The 18,621-nt window shown below is 43.0% G+C and carries 19 protein-coding genes; 1 reads left to right on the plus strand and 18 read right to left on the minus strand.

Features of this window, described 5'->3' with window-relative positions; all coding sequences use genetic code 11:
* Positions 1 to 24 precede the first annotated feature (24 nt).
* The 17 genes from flhB to JF50_RS11060 form a co-directional block, all read right to left on the minus strand.
* The gene (gene flhB / locus JF50_RS10980) at positions 25 to 1,155 is read right to left on the minus strand and encodes a flagellar biosynthesis protein FlhB (protein ID WP_039609448.1); all 1,131 of its coding nucleotides are present in this window, start codon (positions 1,153 to 1,155) and stop codon (positions 25 to 27) included.
* A 9-nt stretch (positions 1,156 to 1,164) separates the two neighbouring features.
* Positions 1,165 to 1,944, minus strand: coding sequence for a flagellar biosynthetic protein FliR (fliR, locus tag JF50_RS10985; RefSeq protein WP_039609449.1), 780 nt, complete (start codon positions 1,942 to 1,944; stop codon positions 1,165 to 1,167).
* Between the two features lies 1 nt (position 1,945).
* Positions 1,946 to 2,215 (minus strand): flagellar biosynthesis protein FliQ, encoded by a 270-nt coding sequence (gene fliQ, locus JF50_RS10990; protein WP_039609450.1) that lies wholly within the window; start codon positions 2,213 to 2,215, stop codon positions 1,946 to 1,948.
* 1 nt (position 2,216) lies between these two features.
* Complete coding sequence (gene fliP / locus JF50_RS10995; protein ID WP_039609451.1) at positions 2,217 to 2,960, minus strand: flagellar type III secretion system pore protein FliP; 744 nt, start codon at positions 2,958 to 2,960, stop codon at positions 2,217 to 2,219.
* 5 nt (positions 2,961 to 2,965) lie between these two features.
* Positions 2,966 to 3,325: a flagellar biosynthetic protein FliO gene (gene fliO / locus JF50_RS11000; protein WP_231099532.1), complete on the minus strand. Its 360-nt coding sequence runs from the start codon at positions 3,323 to 3,325 to the stop codon at positions 2,966 to 2,968.
* A 23-nt stretch (positions 3,326 to 3,348) separates the two neighbouring features.
* Positions 3,349 to 3,744, minus strand: a complete 396-nt coding sequence (gene fliN, locus JF50_RS11005) for a flagellar motor switch protein FliN (protein ID WP_039609453.1) — start codon at positions 3,742 to 3,744, stop codon at positions 3,349 to 3,351.
* A gap of 24 nt (positions 3,745 to 3,768) precedes the next feature.
* On the minus strand, positions 3,769 to 4,863 hold the full coding sequence (gene fliM, locus JF50_RS11010) for a flagellar motor switch protein FliM (protein WP_039609454.1): 1,095 nt from the start codon (positions 4,861 to 4,863) through the stop codon (positions 3,769 to 3,771).
* Between the two features lie 9 nt (positions 4,864 to 4,872).
* Positions 4,873 to 5,397, minus strand: a complete 525-nt coding sequence (gene fliL / locus JF50_RS11015) for a flagellar basal body-associated protein FliL (RefSeq protein WP_039609455.1) — start codon at positions 5,395 to 5,397, stop codon at positions 4,873 to 4,875.
* Between the two features lie 47 nt (positions 5,398 to 5,444).
* On the minus strand, positions 5,445 to 7,721 hold the full coding sequence (locus tag JF50_RS26050; RefSeq protein ID WP_052262245.1) for a flagellar hook-length control protein FliK: 2,277 nt from the start codon (positions 7,719 to 7,721) through the stop codon (positions 5,445 to 5,447).
* 83 nt (positions 7,722 to 7,804) lie between these two features.
* Positions 7,805 to 8,251: a flagellar export protein FliJ gene (gene fliJ, locus JF50_RS11025; protein ID WP_039609456.1), complete on the minus strand. Its 447-nt coding sequence runs from the start codon at positions 8,249 to 8,251 to the stop codon at positions 7,805 to 7,807.
* Positions 8,251 to 9,594: a flagellar protein export ATPase FliI gene (gene fliI, locus JF50_RS11030; RefSeq protein WP_039609457.1), complete on the minus strand. Its 1,344-nt coding sequence runs from the start codon at positions 9,592 to 9,594 to the stop codon at positions 8,251 to 8,253. Before fliI ends, fliJ begins: the two co-directional genes overlap by 1 nt.
* Positions 9,595 to 9,614: 20 nt before the next feature.
* Positions 9,615 to 10,433: a flagellar assembly protein FliH gene (gene fliH, locus JF50_RS11035; RefSeq protein WP_039609458.1), complete on the minus strand. Its 819-nt coding sequence runs from the start codon at positions 10,431 to 10,433 to the stop codon at positions 9,615 to 9,617.
* Positions 10,434 to 10,436: 3 nt separating this feature from the next.
* Complete coding sequence (fliG, locus tag JF50_RS11040) at positions 10,437 to 11,477, minus strand: flagellar motor switch protein FliG (protein ID WP_023401801.1); 1,041 nt, start codon at positions 11,475 to 11,477, stop codon at positions 10,437 to 10,439.
* On the minus strand, positions 11,470 to 13,188 hold the full coding sequence (gene fliF, locus JF50_RS11045; protein ID WP_039609459.1) for a flagellar basal-body MS-ring/collar protein FliF: 1,719 nt from the start codon (positions 13,186 to 13,188) through the stop codon (positions 11,470 to 11,472). The genes fliG and fliF overlap by 8 nt, the downstream gene beginning before the upstream one ends.
* A gap of 25 nt (positions 13,189 to 13,213) precedes the next feature.
* Complete coding sequence (gene fliE / locus JF50_RS11050) at positions 13,214 to 13,549, minus strand: flagellar hook-basal body complex protein FliE (RefSeq protein WP_039609460.1); 336 nt, start codon at positions 13,547 to 13,549, stop codon at positions 13,214 to 13,216.
* Between the two features lie 155 nt (positions 13,550 to 13,704).
* Positions 13,705 to 15,114, minus strand: coding sequence for a sigma-54-dependent transcriptional regulator (locus JF50_RS11055; RefSeq protein ID WP_039609461.1), 1,410 nt, complete (start codon positions 15,112 to 15,114; stop codon positions 13,705 to 13,707).
* Positions 15,111 to 16,217 (minus strand): sensor histidine kinase, encoded by a 1,107-nt coding sequence (locus JF50_RS11060; protein ID WP_039609462.1) that lies wholly within the window; start codon positions 16,215 to 16,217, stop codon positions 15,111 to 15,113. Before JF50_RS11060 ends, JF50_RS11055 begins: the two co-directional genes overlap by 4 nt.
* A 264-nt stretch (positions 16,218 to 16,481) precedes the next feature.
* Between JF50_RS11060 and JF50_RS11065 the strand changes: the two genes are divergently transcribed.
* Positions 16,482 to 17,099 carry a DNA-3-methyladenine glycosylase I gene (locus tag JF50_RS11065; protein ID WP_039609463.1) on the plus strand — a complete coding sequence of 206 codons (618 nt, stop codon included), beginning with the start codon at positions 16,482 to 16,484 and terminating at the stop codon, positions 17,097 to 17,099.
* Positions 17,100 to 17,105: 6 nt separating this feature from the next.
* Here the strand turns inward: JF50_RS11065 and JF50_RS11070 are convergent, their stop codons facing one another.
* Positions 17,106 to 18,542: a sigma-54 dependent transcriptional regulator gene (locus JF50_RS11070; RefSeq protein ID WP_039609464.1), complete on the minus strand. Its 1,437-nt coding sequence runs from the start codon at positions 18,540 to 18,542 to the stop codon at positions 17,106 to 17,108.
* Positions 18,543 to 18,621: the final 79 nt, after the last annotated feature.

Genomic DNA, 18,621 nt, shown 5'->3' on the forward strand with positions numbered 1-18,621 from the left:
TTAAAGCAAGCTTTGTTCCAACTATTAGTGTTTTAGATCATCAGGGATAGGCAAGTCTTTACTCAACGCGGTAGGCCTTCTGCCTCGGCCTTTATTGAACTTCTTCAACTGGAAAACATACGCTAAGACCTGTGCGACTGCGGTAAACAGCTGATCAGGTATTTGGTCTCCCACTTCCGTCGTGTGATACAAAGAACGAGTTAAAACAGGCGACTCAACAACGGGCACTTCATTACCCTTCGCGACTTTACGTATTTGCATCGCCAATTCATCGACACCTTTTGCAATCACAATAGGTGCCCCTGCTTTCTCTGTATCGTACTTTAATGCAACAGAGTAATGCGTCGGGTTGGTCACAACCACATCAGCATCAGGCACGTCTTGCATCATTCGACGCTGCGACATTTCACGCTGGGTTCTTCGAATTCTGGCTTTTATTTGCGGATCACCTTCAGAGTTTTTATATTCATCTTTAACTTCCTGAAGGGTCATTTTCAACTGTTTGTGATGCGTATGACTTTGATACGGCGCATCAATGGCTGAAATGATAATCATGGTGCAACTGAGCGCGAGGAAAAGCCAAGCTAAGATTTCAAGTGAGTGAATGACACTGCCCGGAACTGATTCAATACTTAAATGCAAGATGTCATAAAACATCCACTTAATGCATAAAATGGCGAACCCAGCTACTAGTACAAACTTCAAAATTGACTTGAGTAGCTCTACTGCGGCTTGAGGTCCAAACATCCGCTTTATGCCTTTTAACGGTGACATTTTACTTGCTTTTGGAGCAGCGGCTTGCCAACTAAAATTGAATCCACCTAATAAGGTATTTCCTATGACCCCTGCAACCGCAATAATCAAGACAAACATAGACATAGGAAAAAGCAATTCAGAGAAGGCATCCCCCCAGACAGAAAACATCTTGGTGGTATCGTAAGTTTCATTGCGGTTTAGAGTCAGCATGCGGCCCATAATATTATATAGGCCCTTGGCAATATCCCCCCCATATAAAATGAGTGAAACCGCAGAAAATATTAAAACAAACGTCGTCCCCAGTTCTTTGGAACGCGCCACTTGCCCTTTTTTTCTGGCATCACTGATTTTTTTCGCGGTGGGCTCTTCGGTACGTTCTTGACCCGAATCTTCAGCCATCTTGCTCTCCTAAACGGTGCAACCAATTAAGTTACACATTAACTCTGTCATTTTCAGCCACTGAAACTCATACTGCATGGTAAAATTACCTAGCGTCGCCCAAATAATCATTAACCCTGCTACCAAAGTAAATGCAAAGCCCACCGAGAAGATGTTCATCTGCGGCGCAGCACGGGTCATAATGCCAAAGGCAAGGTTAATAACGAGCATTGCAGTCAAAGGCGCTAGAGATAAAGACAGTGCCGTTGCAAATAACCATGATCCCCATTTAGCGATGTCATAATAATGATCAACATGCCACCAATCTCCTCCAATAGGCCAAGACTGAAAGCTAAATACGATCATTTGGATCATCATTAAATGACCATTAAACACAAAAAAGAGTAAAGTGGCCAAAATTAAATAAAACTGACCCACAGCAGGTACACTCAAGCCATTCGATGGGTCAACTACCGAGGCAAAACCCAGGCCAGTTTGCATGGCGAGTATCTGACCAGCAAGAATAAATGTATTAAGTAATAAGAGTGATGCAAAGCCAATTGCCACGCCAATAATCATCTCTTGGATCACAACAAGTATCATCTGAAATGAGAAAAGGTTAGTAAACTGCGACTGAGGAATAGCGGGTGCCACCGCAAATGTAACAACAATGGCTAAGCAAATTTTAATTCGCTTCGATACACTCTGAGCCCCCAAGCCTGCCATGACCATGATCATCGAGCTGATGCGAATAAACGGGATTAAGTAATCACTTAACCCTTGCATAATATCGGAAAATAAGAATTCCATCTTAACCTGCTACTTCAGGGATCCGCATAACCATCAGTTTGAAAAAATCCATTAACTCTTGCGTCATCCAGTGCCCACCTACGATTAACGCAACCAAAGTAATGATCAGTTTTGGTAAGAAACTTAAAGTTTGCTCATTGATGGAAGTTGCAGCTTGGAATACCGATACCACAAGGCCAATCATTAACCCGGGCACAACAATCGCCGATACCAATTTAATCACAATAAATAAAGAGTCACTTAAAATATCAACGAATACTTCTGGTTCCATCTTACACTCCCAGGCCAAAGCTTCTTGCTAAAGTCCCCATCACCAGTGACCAGCCATCCACCAGCACAAATAACATAATTTTAAATGGCAACGAAACAATCATAGGGGATAACATCATCATACCCATGGCCATTAATACACTGGCAACAACCAAGTCTACTATCAAAAAAGGAATAAAAAACATAAACCCGATGATGAAGGCTGTTTGCAATTCACTGGTGACAAACGCTGGGATGATCACAATAAACGGGGTGTCTTCTGGACTATCTAATTTGTCGTAACCTGCAATTTTAGCAAAGGTCTCCAGATCTTTTATCCGCGTTTGGGACAGCATAAATGCCTTCATCGGTTCTTTGGCAGCATGAAGAGCTTGCACAGACGTCATTTCTTCATTTATATAAGGCTGAACAGCTTCGTCGTATATCTTACTGAAAATCGGAGCCATAATAAAAAAGGTTAAAAACAACGACATCCCCACCAAAATCTGATTTGAGGGAGACTGCTGTAAGCCAATGGCTTGACGCAATATCGCCAGTACTATAATAATGCGTGTAAAGGACGTCATCATGATCAACGCAGCAGGTATAAAACTGAGCGCCGTCATGATAGCCAAAACTTGAATTGTTACCGAGTATTCTTGGGAGCCGTCAGGATTTGTCGTTACACTGAGCGCTTCGATACCATCATTAGCGCTTACCTGTGGGATAAATAGAGTCAATCCGAATAGGATTAGGAATCGAAGCATCATATTCACTTTGTTTTTTTTATGGGTTGATTCATAAAACGACTGAGCTCCTTCACAAAAGGGGCTGATTGATTTTCACTTAGAGGAGATTCTAATTGATATAAGTAGTTTATATTTTGAGGCGTAACACCAAGTAAGTGTTGCTTATCGTCAATTTCGATGACCAAAAGTCTCTCTCGCGTGCCAAGCGGTAAACTGCGGATCACTTTAAAGTCTTGATTGTTACCCACATTGGGATTAACCCGTTTCACTAACCAAGCTAAACCTATAATCAGGGCAACAATAGATGCCAGTGAGAGCATCACTGTCACTATTTCCAAACTCGGTCCCTGCGGCTGCGATACCACAGCCGCGTTTGTAAACATTATCCAAGTCATTTTTAAATCGCTTATCTGAGCTTTTTGATTCGCTCAACTTGGCTAATAACGTCGGTTAAACGAATACCAAATTTGTCATTTACGACAACCACTTCACCATGTGCTATCAAAGTGCCATTAACCAGAACATCCAGCGGCTCACCCGCAACACGGTCCAGCTCAACAACCGAACCTTGGTTAAGTTGTAACAGGTTTCGAATATTGATCTTCGAACGTCCAACTTCCATTGAAATGGTTACTGGAATATCGAGGATTGTATCTAACTTTCTTTTCTCATCAGCACTTAGGTTGGCATTGCTTTCTTCAAGCTCTTCTAGCTCAGCAACTTCAGCGCTGCCTTGGTCGGTATCCTCAGCCTCAGCAAGCGCTGCCGCCCATTCGTCCATTGTATCTTGATCATCACTCATGCACTTACTACCTTAAAAACTTGATCACCAGTCAAGATCCACACCTTCTGATAGGTGCAGATCTTCTTCTAATTCAGCTAATTCTGCATCCGAATCGAGCTTTTTACCACCTTTGGTAAAGACATGTAGCTCGGACTTCACAGACTCCGGACGCTTAATTTTCTCACTTATTTGTAATGCGACATTATCTCTTGAGCGACCCATTTTCGCTCTGAAAGTAGGTAACTCTTCAACAAATACGGTAATGTGTTCCGGCATTTCTACAGGAATAATGTCTCCCGCCTTCAGTTCCATTATTTGCTGTAGCGATAAATCCACTTCTAGCAACTGCGTTGACATTTCAACTTCAACATCCATGATTTCATCACGCAGGGCCTTACTCCAACGTAAATCCGTATCCTCAGTATCTGATTGAACACCCGCATCGAGTAACTCTCTGATGGGCTCGAGCATCGAGTAAGGTAATGAGATATGAAAATCACCTCCTCCTCCGTCGAGTTCAATATGAAAAGAGCTGATTACGACCACTTCAGTTGGCGAAACAATATTCGCCATTGCAGGGTTAACCTCTGAATCTAGATATTCAAATGACACATCCATTACAGGTGCCCAAGCTTCTTTGTAGTCTTCAAAGATAATCTTAAGTAACATTTGAACAATACGACGTTCAGTCGGCGTAAACTCTCGCCCTTCAATTTTGGCATGATATCGCCCGTCACCACCAAAGAAATTATCAACCAAGATAAAGACTAACCTTGCCTCCATCGTGATCAAACCGGTGCCTTTAAGTGGGCGGAACCGCACCATGTTCAAACTCGTCGGTACAAACAAAGTATGAATATACTCGCCAAACTTGAGCATTTGAACACCATTGATAGACACCTCTGCTGTGCGTCTCATCATATTGAACAAACTAATACGCATGTGTCTTGCAAAACGTTCGTTTACAATCTCAAGGGTAGGCATTCGACCACGAACAATGCGGTCTTGTGAAGAGAAGTCGTACTGTAAGGCATTTGCGTCCTCACCGTCTTCTCCCGTGGATACTTCATCTTCTTCGACTTCATCGACGCCATGGAGTAGCGCGTCGATTTCATCTTGTGATAATAAGTCGCTCACAATATCGTCCTACTGCATTACAAAACCAGTAAACAGCACACGTTCAATTACTTTGCTGCCTTCGACGCCTTCCATTGCAGCCTGTACTTTATCCAATGCAGACAATCGAAGCGTTTCTTTACCTGCACTTGTACTTAACTCATCTGCGGTCGTTGTTGAAAAGACCCCTAATAAGGTACCTTCAATCAATGGGATGTGTTTTTTAGCCACTTCCTCATTGACATCGCCACGTACAAGCAGTTGTACTTTAATCTGTACAATTCTATCTCTACTTGCACCTGGTACATTAAACACAAAGGGCCTAGGCATCGCAACATATAAGGCACTACCCATTTCAGCTGCATTTTGCTCACTTAAGTCTTCTTGAACAGCGGTTGATTCCTCCGCTAATGAAGCCTCTTCTTCCTCACCACCTGACATTAAGAAGAAGCCCGCTACACCGCCTAAAATCACTACCACTGCTGCAATAATGATGATGAGTTTCTTTTTCGATCCACCCGCTTCTTCTATTTCTAAATCGGTTTCTTCTGCCATATGTGCGCTTCTTATAATTCAATGATCTTTTTTAATGATAGCAGTTGTTAAGCATAGTAATCTATCGCCGAGTCACTTTGTTTTCTGCTAGTCACTGATTGTTCTTTATTATTTTGCGCTTCACTGCTCTCATTAGCAAGTTTTCCGTGACCATTTTGCTCATTCCCTTGCTGATCACTACCTTTTTCAGCCTGCTGTTCTATATTGCTATCACCGAGTTGAATACCGTGTTCCTCTAGCATTTCTTTAAGCTTCGGCATGGACTCCTCAAGTAACTCTTTGGCTTGTTGATTTTGTACTACAAAGTTAACTTGTGCTTGCTCCGCATCAGAGCGAATGCGTATTTGCATACTCCCTAACTCTGCTGGGTCCAAGCGGATTTCTGCTTCTTGATTATTTAAGTTAATCATCATGTTAACTTTGTCCTGAAGCATTTTTGCTGCGTCACTCTTAGCCAGGTTAAGGCTTTGCATTAGAGCAGGATCTGCTTGCAACTTGACCTGCGCGGACGTTTGCTGTTGTGCCGTTTGTTGAACTTGGCGTGACTGCTCTACTTGGTTAATCACTTGTTCAAACTCTTCTTTGCTTTGAATTTGCTCTGAACCTAAAGTACGGATCGCTTTAAATATATTTTCGACATTGGCACTGGCAGTTTGGCGTTGTTGGTTGCCGCTGTTATTTTGCGATTGTTCACTGTCTGACTCAGCTGTCATCTCAGGGGCTTCTTCACTTAAAGCAATCTCTGCGTTTTGCTTTGTAGGCTCAGCCACGACGGCTTCTTTAACTGATGTGACTTTGGTGGAATTGTAACTCACCTCAGGCTTAGTAACCTGTTGGGTAGTGAGTTCGGCCGCCACATTATTTAACTTTGTCATACTATCAGTTGGCTTACCTGCTGGGAGCTCTGCACTTTCAGTCATGTTTACCTGCTTTGAATTTGCATCAGGAGCAGGTTTACCTGTTATCACTGTATACAATGCGCTTTCAAGGCGTCTGACTTGAGGTTCAGCCAATTTATCACTACTTAATTTTTCATTTAAAGCGCTCTCCAACTGCTTTTTCTCCTGTGGAGAGAGTTGCTCAACCATGGATTTTAACTCTGAAAGCACTTTAGTATGAGATGAATCTTTGTCACTTCCCTTTACTGAAACCTCAACTGGAGGTTTTGCGTTTAGTTCAGTATTAGGGACAGTCTCATCGATATTCTGTGCCTGAACAGACCCTTGCGTTTGAACCACCTGAGGTTCCTGCGCAACCGCTTTTCTAATCTGCGAGGCCAAATAAGAAGCTTCATTCTTTGGTGCGCTTTGTGCAGGCTTTGTTATATCGTTTGAGGCAGTCTTTAATTCAGTGTGCACCTTAGGTTCAGCAACAACTTTGGCTTCAACCGCATCCGCTTTTACTGCTTTATTTGATACGTCAGACTGCACTTGAACCTGTGGTTTTGACTCATCAGAAACAACTTTTTTATTGTGTAAAAACCATTCACGCGACTTTATTTCACCATTAAAAACTTCTTTACTTGTATTAAAATCTTTTTGTGGCAAAGGGCTATTAACGGCCTTATTTGTACCATCTACTACTTTGCTTGGGTCACCAACAGGCCCCTCAGAGTGACGAGGTCCAGGATCAACCGCTTTAAAAGCTTCAACCCCGGTAAGTTGGCCTTGCTTTTGAGGTATATCTGCACTCAAATGTTTGTCTGATTGAGATGGCGATATAGGTTTATTATCTGCATTTGAATCAGCGCCCGTGATAGCACCAGTTTCAGCTTTTTTGCCTTGTGTAACTATCGGGCCAATGAGATCAATAGGACCTTTTTTTCCTTTATCAGACGTTGAGTTGTCAGGTAACACTTCAACTTTTCCTGCATGCTCACGCATCGCTTTTGGAACCGGTGCTAAATGATGTGCCACATCTGTTTTTTGTTTATTAGAAGCCGTTATTTGCGATAACAAACTGTCAGGTGTGTGTCCTACTCCTTTTGATTGCGTATCAATGTCCCCTGACATCTCTACCTGCAACATGATATCTGGGCCAGCTTTAGGTTTAGGTAAGTGTGAATCGTCTAATTTCAACGGCTCGTCAGGGCCTGCTTGTACCTTAACAGGCTCATCTTCTGTTTTGTCGCTCTGTGATGCCGTTTGCCTGCGCTGTACTTCTGCGTTTGCTTCTGACGCTAACGCTGCACTTTTAGCTTCTTCTTGTTCATTTGCTTGCGCCATTACAGCCATGAACCCTTGTTCTGCTGACCTGTCATCTGCTTGTTTATGTTGAGGTGAAACTGAATTGTTCATACCTACATCTAGCGAAACATTAGCCATACTCTCACCTTTTTATGTGGCAACCTAAGACCGCTTGCCTACTTCAAATACCAATTTTGTTATGAAATGCAATTTTTAAGCCACTAATTGAGCACTTTATTTCTCATGAACATATTTGTTGCAAATTCGTCAAGCATTTTTTGCTCCGCCTTTGCCTGAATACGTTGTTTTTCTTCTTGTTTTTTTTCAATTAACTTTGCTATTGCTTTTACTTTTGCCTGCTGACTCAACCAGAGTTTTCTCCGTTGCTCGACAACCCGCTTTGCCGTTGCCACCGTGTTGGCTTGTTGTTTAATTGCCTCTTCAATTTTATTGATAAAACTATGATACTGAGTAAACCCGCCGCTGCTTAAGCCCTGCTGAGCTTTAGTGTGCAATTGTTGCGTGTATTCCAAACGGAAATCATTCAACCCTTTTAGTTTCTGTTGATTGTCACTTAAACTATTTTCCGCCTGAATAAAGTTAATTCGCAACGAATCTTCTTTATCTGTCTCTAACTTATGTAACAAAGATAATTTATCAGTTGCCATTAACCTTGTCCTAATAGTTGTGATAAGCCTTGTAAACACTCATCGTAGTTAAGTACGTCCTTCATGCCTTGTTGCAAGAAACCATTAACACTAGGCATCATTGCGATGGCTTGATCTAGCATGGGATCACTGCCTTTTTGATACGCGCCTAATGTGATCATATCCTTATTTTGTTGATACATAGAATAGACTTGCTTCACGATTCTAGCTTGCTGCATATGTGTATCTGACACCACTTGTGGCATCACACGGCTAATGGATTTTTCAATATCAATTGCAGGATAGTGACCACTATCGGCCAGCTCACGAGACAAAACAATATGCCCATCAAGTATGGCCCTTGCAGAATCTGCAATGGGGTCTTGCATATCATCCCCCTCACTGAGCACTGTAAAAAAGGCCGTAATAGAACCTTGACCTTCTCCGCCATTACCGGCCCTTTCGACCAAAGCAGGTAACTTAGCAAATACAGAGGGGGGGTAACCTTTGGTTGCAGGGGGCTCACCAACCGCGAGTGCAATTTCCCGCTGAGCCATCGCATAACGCGTTACTGAGTCGAGTAACAACAAAACGTTTAAGCCTTGATCTCTAAAATACTCTGCAATAGTGACTGCACTCTCACAGCCTTTTAATCGCATCAATGGGGAAGCATCAGCAGGAGCGGCAACAACAACAGAGCGACGGCGCCCTTCAGTACCTAAAATCTCATCGATGAATTCTTTAACTTCTCGACCACGCTCACCGACCAGACCGACAACAATAACATCAGCTTCACTGCCCCGAGTCATCATGCCTAATAAGACTGATTTACCAACACCACTGCCAGCAAATAGTCCCATTCGCTGACCCTGCCCAACAGTGATGATAGAGTTAATTGCTCTCACGCCAACATCCATCGGCTCTTTAATTGGACGTCTCGCTAGTGGGTTTATTGGTGCCTGTGCGAATTTTAAACGCGCCTCTGCTTGAATTGCACCGAGCCCATCTAAAGGCCGGCCTAAACCATCAACGACTCTACCTAGAAGACCCATACCAACAGGCAAACCAGCTTCTTTAACTTGTGGGATCACCCTTGCGCCAGGAAGGACACCAGATATGCGGTCATTAGGCATGAGATAGAGCACATCATTATTGAAGCCAATAACTTCGGCATCAATAAAACCATTTATCGTCTCTATTTTACACTGACTGCCAACGGCTGCATTGAGCCCTTTTGCTTCGAGGGTCAGCCCAACAACACGTGTTAGGCTGCCTGCCACGGCAACACCAAATGGATGAATATGTTTTTGGTATTTATGTATTCGTTGTGCAAAAGACGAATTTTGCTGTTCTAGCTCTGACATTTAACATGGCGCGATAATTCTTAGATACCGCTATCATGCAAAAACTTCTCCAGAATTTCAGAAAGCCTTGTTTTTATCGTCAAATCAATAGAAGAAATGGGGGATTTAATCTCACAACCACCACGTTCAAATGTCGGTTCAGGGATAAGCTGCCATTGCTGCTTTTGTATCATTTCCGCCCCGTAAGCCTCCTCAACTAAGGTAAGGTCGTCAGGGTGCAAATGCACTTTAAGCTGCACTTCAGCGATGGGAAGTGCATCTAACCCTTTCTTTAACGCTTGGAGAATTAAGTCTGGATTGGCTTTAATTTCGTGGAATGTAATTTGTTGCGTCAATAAACTGACAAGCTCAATCAGTTGCTTTTCGCAAGCTTCATCAACTTGCTTAAGTGGATCATGAATTTTTTCAATTAATTGGGTGAGTGTCTGTAGTCTCTCTTCAACCAAAGGTTTTGCATCTTCAAGGCCTTGTTGCTTACCTATCTCTAACCCTTCTTTTTGACCAGCTTCATTCCCTTCCTTTGCGCCCTTCTCAAACCCTTCAATATACCCTTGCTCATGGCCTTGCTTGAGACCTTCATCGTAGGCATCTTGCCTGATCTGCTCGAGTTCTTCTAAAGTCAAAGTAGGTATTTCGGGCTCGACTGTTTCAGGCTCAGAATTACGCTCTGTCTTAGTATAAAGCTCTTCAAGCGGAGTGCCCATCGCCGTAGAGCGTCCTGACAACCCACTAAGATCTTCTTTTACATCAGGAATAGGCCAATCTTCTAAATGTTCTAGTAGCGCATCTACAGCTTCCCCATGTACAGGGCGGCCGCGCTGAAATTTAGGTTCAGACATGGTTTATAGGAACTCCTCACCGCCGCCACCACCGAGCATGATCTCTCCTGAGTCAGCTAAACGTCTGGCTGTTGCCAGTATTTCTTTTTGTGCCGCTTCGACTTCACTAATTCGAACCGGTGGCATTGCTTCCAGATCATCTGCCATCATTTCTGCAGCACGCTTCGACATGTTGCTCAAAATCTTATCTTTCAATGAATCATCGGCGCCCTTGATGGCTTTCATCAGTACATCTTGTTGTACTTCGCGCAAAATCGCTTGAATACCTCGGTCTTCTACGTCCATCAAGTTTTCAAACACAAACATCAAGTCTTGAATTTGCTGAGACATCTCTTCATCATGCTCACGAATAGAATCCATCAACTGACCTTCAACATTAGTGTCTAGGTAGTTCATGATATCTGCGGCTGCTTTCAAGCCCCCCATTTTCGCGGCTTGTGCACCAGCTTGACCTGCAAACTGTTTTTCCATGATTTCGTTTAGCTCTTGCAATGCAGCAGGCTGGACTTCTTCTAAGTTCGCAATACGCATCGTCAAATCTAATCTGACTTTCTCAGTAAACTGAGACAATATTTCTGCTGATTGCTCAGGCTCCAAATACGATAAAACAATAGTTTGGATCTGCGGGTGTTCGTTACGAATAATATTGGCAACCTGTTTGGAGTCCATCCACTTCAATGAATCTAATCCTTTTGCACCTGATCCCATCACAATCTGGTCAATCAGACTTGCTGCTTTATCTTCGCCTAGCGCTGCCGTCAATGCCTTTTTAATAAAGTCTTCAGATTGGAAGCCAATGGTACTGAAGCTTTGAATTTGCTCAATAAACAAATTGTGTACAGCACTAATTTTCGATTGCGACAAATCATCAATCGCCGCCATCGCCATACCCACTTTTTGAACTTGCTTCGGCTCTAAATGTTTTAAAATTTGTGCCGCATCTTCTTCCGTTAAACTTAACAGTAAGATGGCGGCTTTATCGACGCCATCAAGCTTCTCAACATCAAACGTTGGAGGCAGTTGTTTTTGTTCTTCATCACTCATCTTCAGTTAACCACGCTTTGACCACTTGTGAAGAAAGCTCAGGCTCATTAGCTACCAATGCACGAACCGCTTTCAGTAGATCTTCATCCCCATGTAAGTCTGGCAATTGTAATGTACCATCAGAGGAGAAGCCAACAGCTGATTCATCAAAGTCATTACTTAGCATATCTAATGTACTATCACCAAGGTCTACACCAGCAGTCAGTGCATCCTCATCATAGTCCTCAAGAGTATCATCTGGGTAAATAAGTCTTTTCAGCATAGGGCGAACTACCGCCATAATCAACACAATGATAACCAAAGCACCTGCTGCAAGACGTGCGACCTTCATAAACCACTCTTGCTCCCAAAGCGGCAACTCTGAAGCCTCTAAAATGTCTTCACGAACAAAAGGTACCGTTACAACTTCAAGGGCATCACCTCGTTGCATGTCGAACCCAACACCACCTTGAAGAAGACGGCGAATATTATTCAACTCTTCTTGTGCTCTTGGCACCATTGATACGTTCCCTTCAGCATCAGCCTTTGCGACGTAATCAACAGCAACGGACACACTTATGCGGCGTATTACACCAGTCTGCTGGCGCTTATGTGAAATCGTCGTATCAAGTTCATAGTTACGCGTCGCCTCTCTTTGTGAGCGACTTGGTGTAGTACCTTTACCACTGCCACCAGCACCTGCTATTTCAGGAATATTAGAATCCATTGGCGGCTGATTAGTTAATGCACCTGGAATTCCTGCGGTGATCCCGCCAATATTGTTTTCTTCAAAGGTTGTTTCGCTGCGTACAGCAGGTAAGTCTGGGTTAAAGCGCTTGTGCGTCTCTTCAACCGCACTAAAGTCCATTGTCAAATCAACTTGAGCAGTGAAGTTACCCAGTCCCACGACAGGGATCATGATGCTGTCAATTTTCGATAAGTACTCTGACTCACGTTTGCGTTCAATTTCATATTCTTTACGTGAACGTGCAGCTAGAGAATCTTGAGAACCCGAGTTCAACAGACGACCATTTTGATCTGTGACAGTAACACGCGATGGTTCAAGCCCTTGTACCGCTGACGCCACAATATCAACAATAGAGTCAACTTCCTCACCATCGAGTGTACGACCACGTTTCATGGTTAGCACCACGGTAGCTGAAGGTTTTTTCTCACGGCGAGCAAATACATTTTCTTTCGGAATAGCGAGCAGCACTTTGGCTCTATTAATATCTTGCAGTTCTTCAATCGTACGCGCAAGTTGCTGCTCTCGGCTGTGCTTTAGTCTTTCTCTTTCAAGACGCTGACTTACACCAAAACCCATATCCTGCATCAAAATATCTGTGCCAGAGGTCGGTGATTGAGTAAACCCATCTCGTGCCATTTTTAATTTGATATCTTGATAGTCGGTTTCTGCAACCATGACGGTATTGCCGTCTAACTCATACTCTATTTTTTGCGCATCCAGAAAATCCAGAGTCTGAACGAGTTCATCTGTCGGGTATTGACCAAGCGGTCGCATATCGGGCTGACGTGCCCAGATAATGATGAAAATCGCAATTGCCAAGCAAATTGCCAGTGCGATCACGAGCGTAACTTGACGCAGCATATCAACGCCACTTAATGCGCTAAAATAACCAGACTTTTGCTCTTGCTGGGTATCTGCGCCTTCAGCTACTGCACCTGCTTGGCCGTCTGAAAGTGCTAGATCTGTCGTTTGATTTGTAGCCACAGTTACTCTCCAATCTTCTCTTCAATTACACCGGCATGCTCATAATATCTTTATAAGCTTCGACAAGTTTATTACGAACTTGTACAGTTGCTTCAAAGGCTACAGATGATTTGTTTTTCGCAATCATAGCCTCTGCAAGGGAGACACTACGATCGCCCATCTCTACTGCCGTCACTTTAGATTTTGCATCTCTTTGTAAATCTGCAACCGTATTGAGTGCATTTTGTAAAATGTCGCCGAACTGCGCGCTGGATGTTGCAGCACTTTCTTGAATTGGCAACTTAGCCTGTGGTTGAACTCTACCGGCTTGAGATGCCATTGACTGCATTTCTTGATATAAACTGGTGTTTTGAATTTTCATGTTGCTCACCCTGTCAATTCTGTTACAAGGTATAATGCACCATTCATGCCAACTTTAAGTTCATTTAAATCAATTACTTAGAAGATAGTTTTAGAGGACGTTTTTTTGACAGGTTATATAGCAACCAGAAAGATTCTGGTTGCTATATTAAAACGTTAGGCAGGCACTGGTAATCCTAAGTCTCGCATTTTTGCAAGTTTATATCTGAGCGTTCTCGGACTGATCCCAAGTATTTCAGCAACATCTTTACGCTTACCATTGCAGCGTGTAAGTGTATCCAAAATAATTTGATGCTCTTTATCTTGTAACTCTTCTTTATAGCTCATGCTATCACTGTGTTGTGTAGAGACAGACTCAGCGACCGGTTCAGAGTGATATGGAGAAACATCAAGCTCTACTGGCATAGCAGTAAAGGCTGCCTCAGTAACCAGTTCAATTGGTGTCAGATTTTCAATAAAGATATCAGAGTCAGACACTTGACCACCTTGCTGCAAAATCAAGGCACGTTGGACAACGTTATCTAATTCTCGCACATTACCCGGCCATGCATGTTGTAACAGCTTTTGCTGAGCTGCAGTCGTAAGCGACGGCACAGGTTGGCTGGATTTCTGACAATGTCTTTCAATTAAATGTTTAGCCAAAGGTACAATGTCTGCTGCTCTGTCTTTGAGTGGTAGCCAGGTCAATGGAAAGACATTCAATCGATAATACAAATCTTCACGGAACTTACCCTCGGCAACAGCATCTTTTAAATCTCGGTTACTGGTCGCCAAAACTCTGACATCCAGCTCAATGGTTTTTCTGCCGCCAAGTCGTTCTACTTCTCGCTCTTGCAATACGCGGAGTAACTTGGCTTGCAAACCAAGATCCATTTCCGTGATCTCATCCAATAAGATAGTCCCTTTTTGTGCTTGCTCGAATTTACCCGGACAAGCTTGGATCGCGCCAGTGAAAGCACCTTTTTCATAACCAAATAAAGTGGCTTCTAACATATTCTCTGGAATAGCAGCACAATTAATCGCGACGAAAGGTTCACTTTTACGTTCAGAACTATCGTGAATATAGCGCGCTAATACCTCTTTACCTGAACCACTAGGGCCTAAAACCATAACACTGGCGTCTGATTGCGCCACTTTTTTGGCGAGGCTCAGTAACTGAAGGCTTTTTGCATCAGCCACGATAGGGCCATCTGTTTCCTTCTCTTTTTCCGGCATGTAGCGACTCACCATATTGAGAAGCACTTCTGGTGCAAATGGTTTGGCCATATAATCAATCGCGCCCAAACGCATTGCTTCAACGGCATCATCAATCGTCGCGTAGGCAGTCATCATCAAAACAGGTAAGTTTGGAAAATTCAACTTAATACTTTTGAGTAAGTCAATCCCACTCATTTGCCCCATTTGAACATCACTGACCACCAACGAAAAGCTTTGCTGCTTTAGCAACACCATCGCTTGCTCTGCACTGTCGGCCTCAACACAATCAATACCAGCAAGCTCTAGAGTGTCCAATAGTGCTTCACGTAAACCTGCGTCATCTTCAACGACTAGAATTTTATTGCTCATACAACCTCCTGAAGTTGAGTATGTTGAGATATGGGTAACAGCATACTAAAGCATGCTCCTCCGTTAGACGTATTGTTTACTTCAACACGTCCTTTATGCGAATTTGCCACTGAACTAACAACCGCTAACCCCAGTCCAGTGCCTTGTGATTTAGTAGTAAAAAAAGGTTCAAATAACTTGTCCGCCAAGCTCATATCAACCCCAGGTCCATTATCACAGACCGAAATACGAACATGATCGTCTTTGTCACGTACGGCACTTAGGGTAATTTGTGCACCAGAGCCAATCACCTGCACACTATTGTGGATCAAGTTTTGAACTGCACTGGCAAGTGCTGTCTTATTGCCAATAATTTCAATATCTGGATCTGGCAAGATAACATCTAACTGTGCATTGTGAAGTGATACCATGGCATCAGCCCCAGCCTTAACTTCATTAAGAAGTTGCTGCATAGATACTTGTTCAATGACTTGCTGTTCTCCGCTTTTCGCAAATAACAGCATGTCATTAACTTGATTTTCGAGGTCTTTAAGTCTCGACATCAGTTTATTGTGAAACTTTTCGCGAGACTTGTTTGGTAAGTTTTCACTACCTAAGTTAGCACCATATAGCATGGCAGCAGAGAGAGGTGTTCTGACTTGGTGCGCGAGCGATGCAACCATTTTACCAAGCGCACTTAAGCGCTGCATGTGTGCAACACGCGCTTGCAATCGACGCGTTTCAGTCAAGTCAGTCATCAAAATTAACTGACCGGGTTCTGGTGTAAGCGCAGTAATTTCTAACTTGATTAAACGCCCGTCTCGCAACGACACTTCATGACCGTCATCTTGTTGCGGGCTAAAAGAGCGCTGAATAATGTTAAACCACTTTTCACCTTCAAGCGGCTCACCCAGCATATCTTTCGCAATCTGGTTCGCTTTAGCAATCATACCTTGCCCGTCAAGTACAACGATACCTGCTGGCATGGTATCCACCAAATGGCTTAACCAGCTAGCCTGTTGTCGCAAGTCACTCAGTTCGCCAATATATGCTTCTTGCAATAAACAAGGGTTATATTGGTTTTCTGGCACAAATTGTGGATTTATCACTTTCGCTAACGCCATGACACTACTCTCATGTATCTTCCTAACAGGATAAAAGCAAATGCCGTGCCAAATTTATTTTCTTTAAATAACAATGAAATAGAAGCAAAATCCGATAGACAAAACTTTGACGCACGCCCTATAGACTCTCATTAAACACCCGCTTATATAGTGAAAAAGCGCTCAATATGCACGCACCTACGGTTTTAACTAAATCTTGATTTTAAATACTGAATGTAAGATAAATGCTTATACCAATATGGCACTCTATTTCAGAGCGTAGTTATGTGTAAAAGATGTTTATGGCTAGATGAGAGCAAACCGGATTATGTTGCTTACCATGATCAAGAATGGGGCGTACCCATCTGGGATGATAACAAACTATTTGAATTTATTACCCTCGAATCAGCACAAGCTGGACTGAGCTGGTATACCATCTTAAAGAAGCGCGAAAATTATAGAGCCGCTTTTAAAGAGTTTGACGTACAGAAAGTCGCACATATGTCAGATCAAGATGTCGAAGCACTGATGGAAAATAAAGGCATTGTGCGTAATAGAGCCAAAATATTGGCCACCATAAATAATGCACAACGCTTTATCGAAGTACAAGCGGCCTATGGTAGCTTTGCTAAATATCAGTGGGCATTTGTCAATTTCAATCCCATCGTCAATGATATTAAAAGCAAAGAGGACTACCCCGTCACCAGTGAAATAAGCGAAAAATTTGCCAAAGACTTAAAAAAGAAAGGATTTAAATTTTTAGGGCCCACCACAGTTTACGCGCATATGCAGGCATGTGGGATGGTGAATGATCATGATAACGACTGCCACGCAAAGCAGCCGTTAATCGACCTACTGGCTACGTTAAACATAGCCGATGAACTAAACAACGTTCGTAGTTAATCTGATCTAGTCTCTATTGAGATTATACTTCTTCATTTTTTCAACAAGTGTCGTACGCCTGACGCCCAGTATTTCCGCGGCCCGTGCTACGACATAATCATATCGCTCCAATGCTTGTGTGATAAGGCTTACCTCTAGCTCTGCCAAATAATCTTTTAATTCGATCCCTTCATCAGGTAGTAAACCAAGCATAGGCTGTTCTGGCGCCATGATGTCCTCTTCCTCTTCAAAATCACTAAAACCTTCACTAAATAAATCATTGAAAGCGTCTCTTTCCATGAGCTCTTCTGGATATTCAGGTTCAAAAGCTTCCACTTCAATATAGCGATACTTAATTGGTAAATCTGTCACATCAACCAATTTGTCTGGAAACATAATCGCCATTCGCTCTACAAGGTTAGCTAACTCACGAATATTGCCTGGCCAAGCATGTGACTTCAGGCTTTCAACCGCTCTATCAGTGAACTTAACGCCTTTATTACCTTGCTCCGTTACCCGACGAAGTAGCTCCTTCAATAATAAAGGAATATCATCAACGCGCTGACTCAAAGATGGATTTTCTATTGGAAAAACATTAAGACGATAAAATAAGTCTTCTCGAAACTTACCCTCTTCAATCATCTCTTCAAGATTGCGGTGTGTCGCCGCAATAACCCGTACATTTGCTTGAATTGGTTTAGTGCCGCCCACTCGCTCGTAGCTACGTTCTTGCAAAACACGCAATAACTTAACTTGCATCTGCAATGGCATATCACCGATTTCATCTAAAAACAGGGTGCCGTTTTGAGCCAGTTCAAAGCGCCCTTTTCGAGCAGAAATAGCGCCTGTGAATGCGCCTTTTTCATGACCAAACAGCTCACTCTCAAGTAGTTCTCCAGGTATCGCACCACAGTTTACCGGTACAAACGGACCATCCGAACGATTTGAAAGCAAGTGAACATTGCGAGCCACAACTTCTTTACCCGTTCCAGACTCACCTAAAATCAGAACATTGGCATCAGTTTGTGCAACTTGTGAAATAAGAAAACGAACCTCTTTGACTGCATCCGTATCCCCGACAAGGCCATCAAATGACTTTGCATCTCGACCTTGCTCTGTTTGACCCGGTAATAAGCTTAGATACTGCTGACAGTCATGTAACAATTGCATTGTCACATCGTGACTAAATGGTTCAGTGATCAACCCGATCACATTTGCCAGAGACAGCAGAGGCCTTAGCGTTTCTCCGACAAGTATAAATGGCTGCGCAGGCAAACTTTTTATATGGCGCTCATGATCCAATCCGTCGAGTGCACCTAATACGACTTTACATTCTTGATATTTTTTGACCAACTCAGGGGAAAAGTCAGATTCAGCAACCACACACGCAGGTTGCCCACAAAATGACAACGCGGCAGCTAGTCCAGAAGCGCGATTATTGTTGTTATCGATGATCAGTATCATTTGGACTGGATCCGAGAGTATTTATAAGTCTATGAGTATGATTGTAAGGGAGTATCTTAGGGATGCAATACCTAAGTGG

Origin of the sequence: Pseudoalteromonas luteoviolacea (assembly GCF_000814765.1) — a bacterium.
In the GTDB taxonomy this organism is placed as follows: Bacteria; Pseudomonadota; Gammaproteobacteria; order Enterobacterales; family Alteromonadaceae; genus Pseudoalteromonas; species Pseudoalteromonas luteoviolacea_H.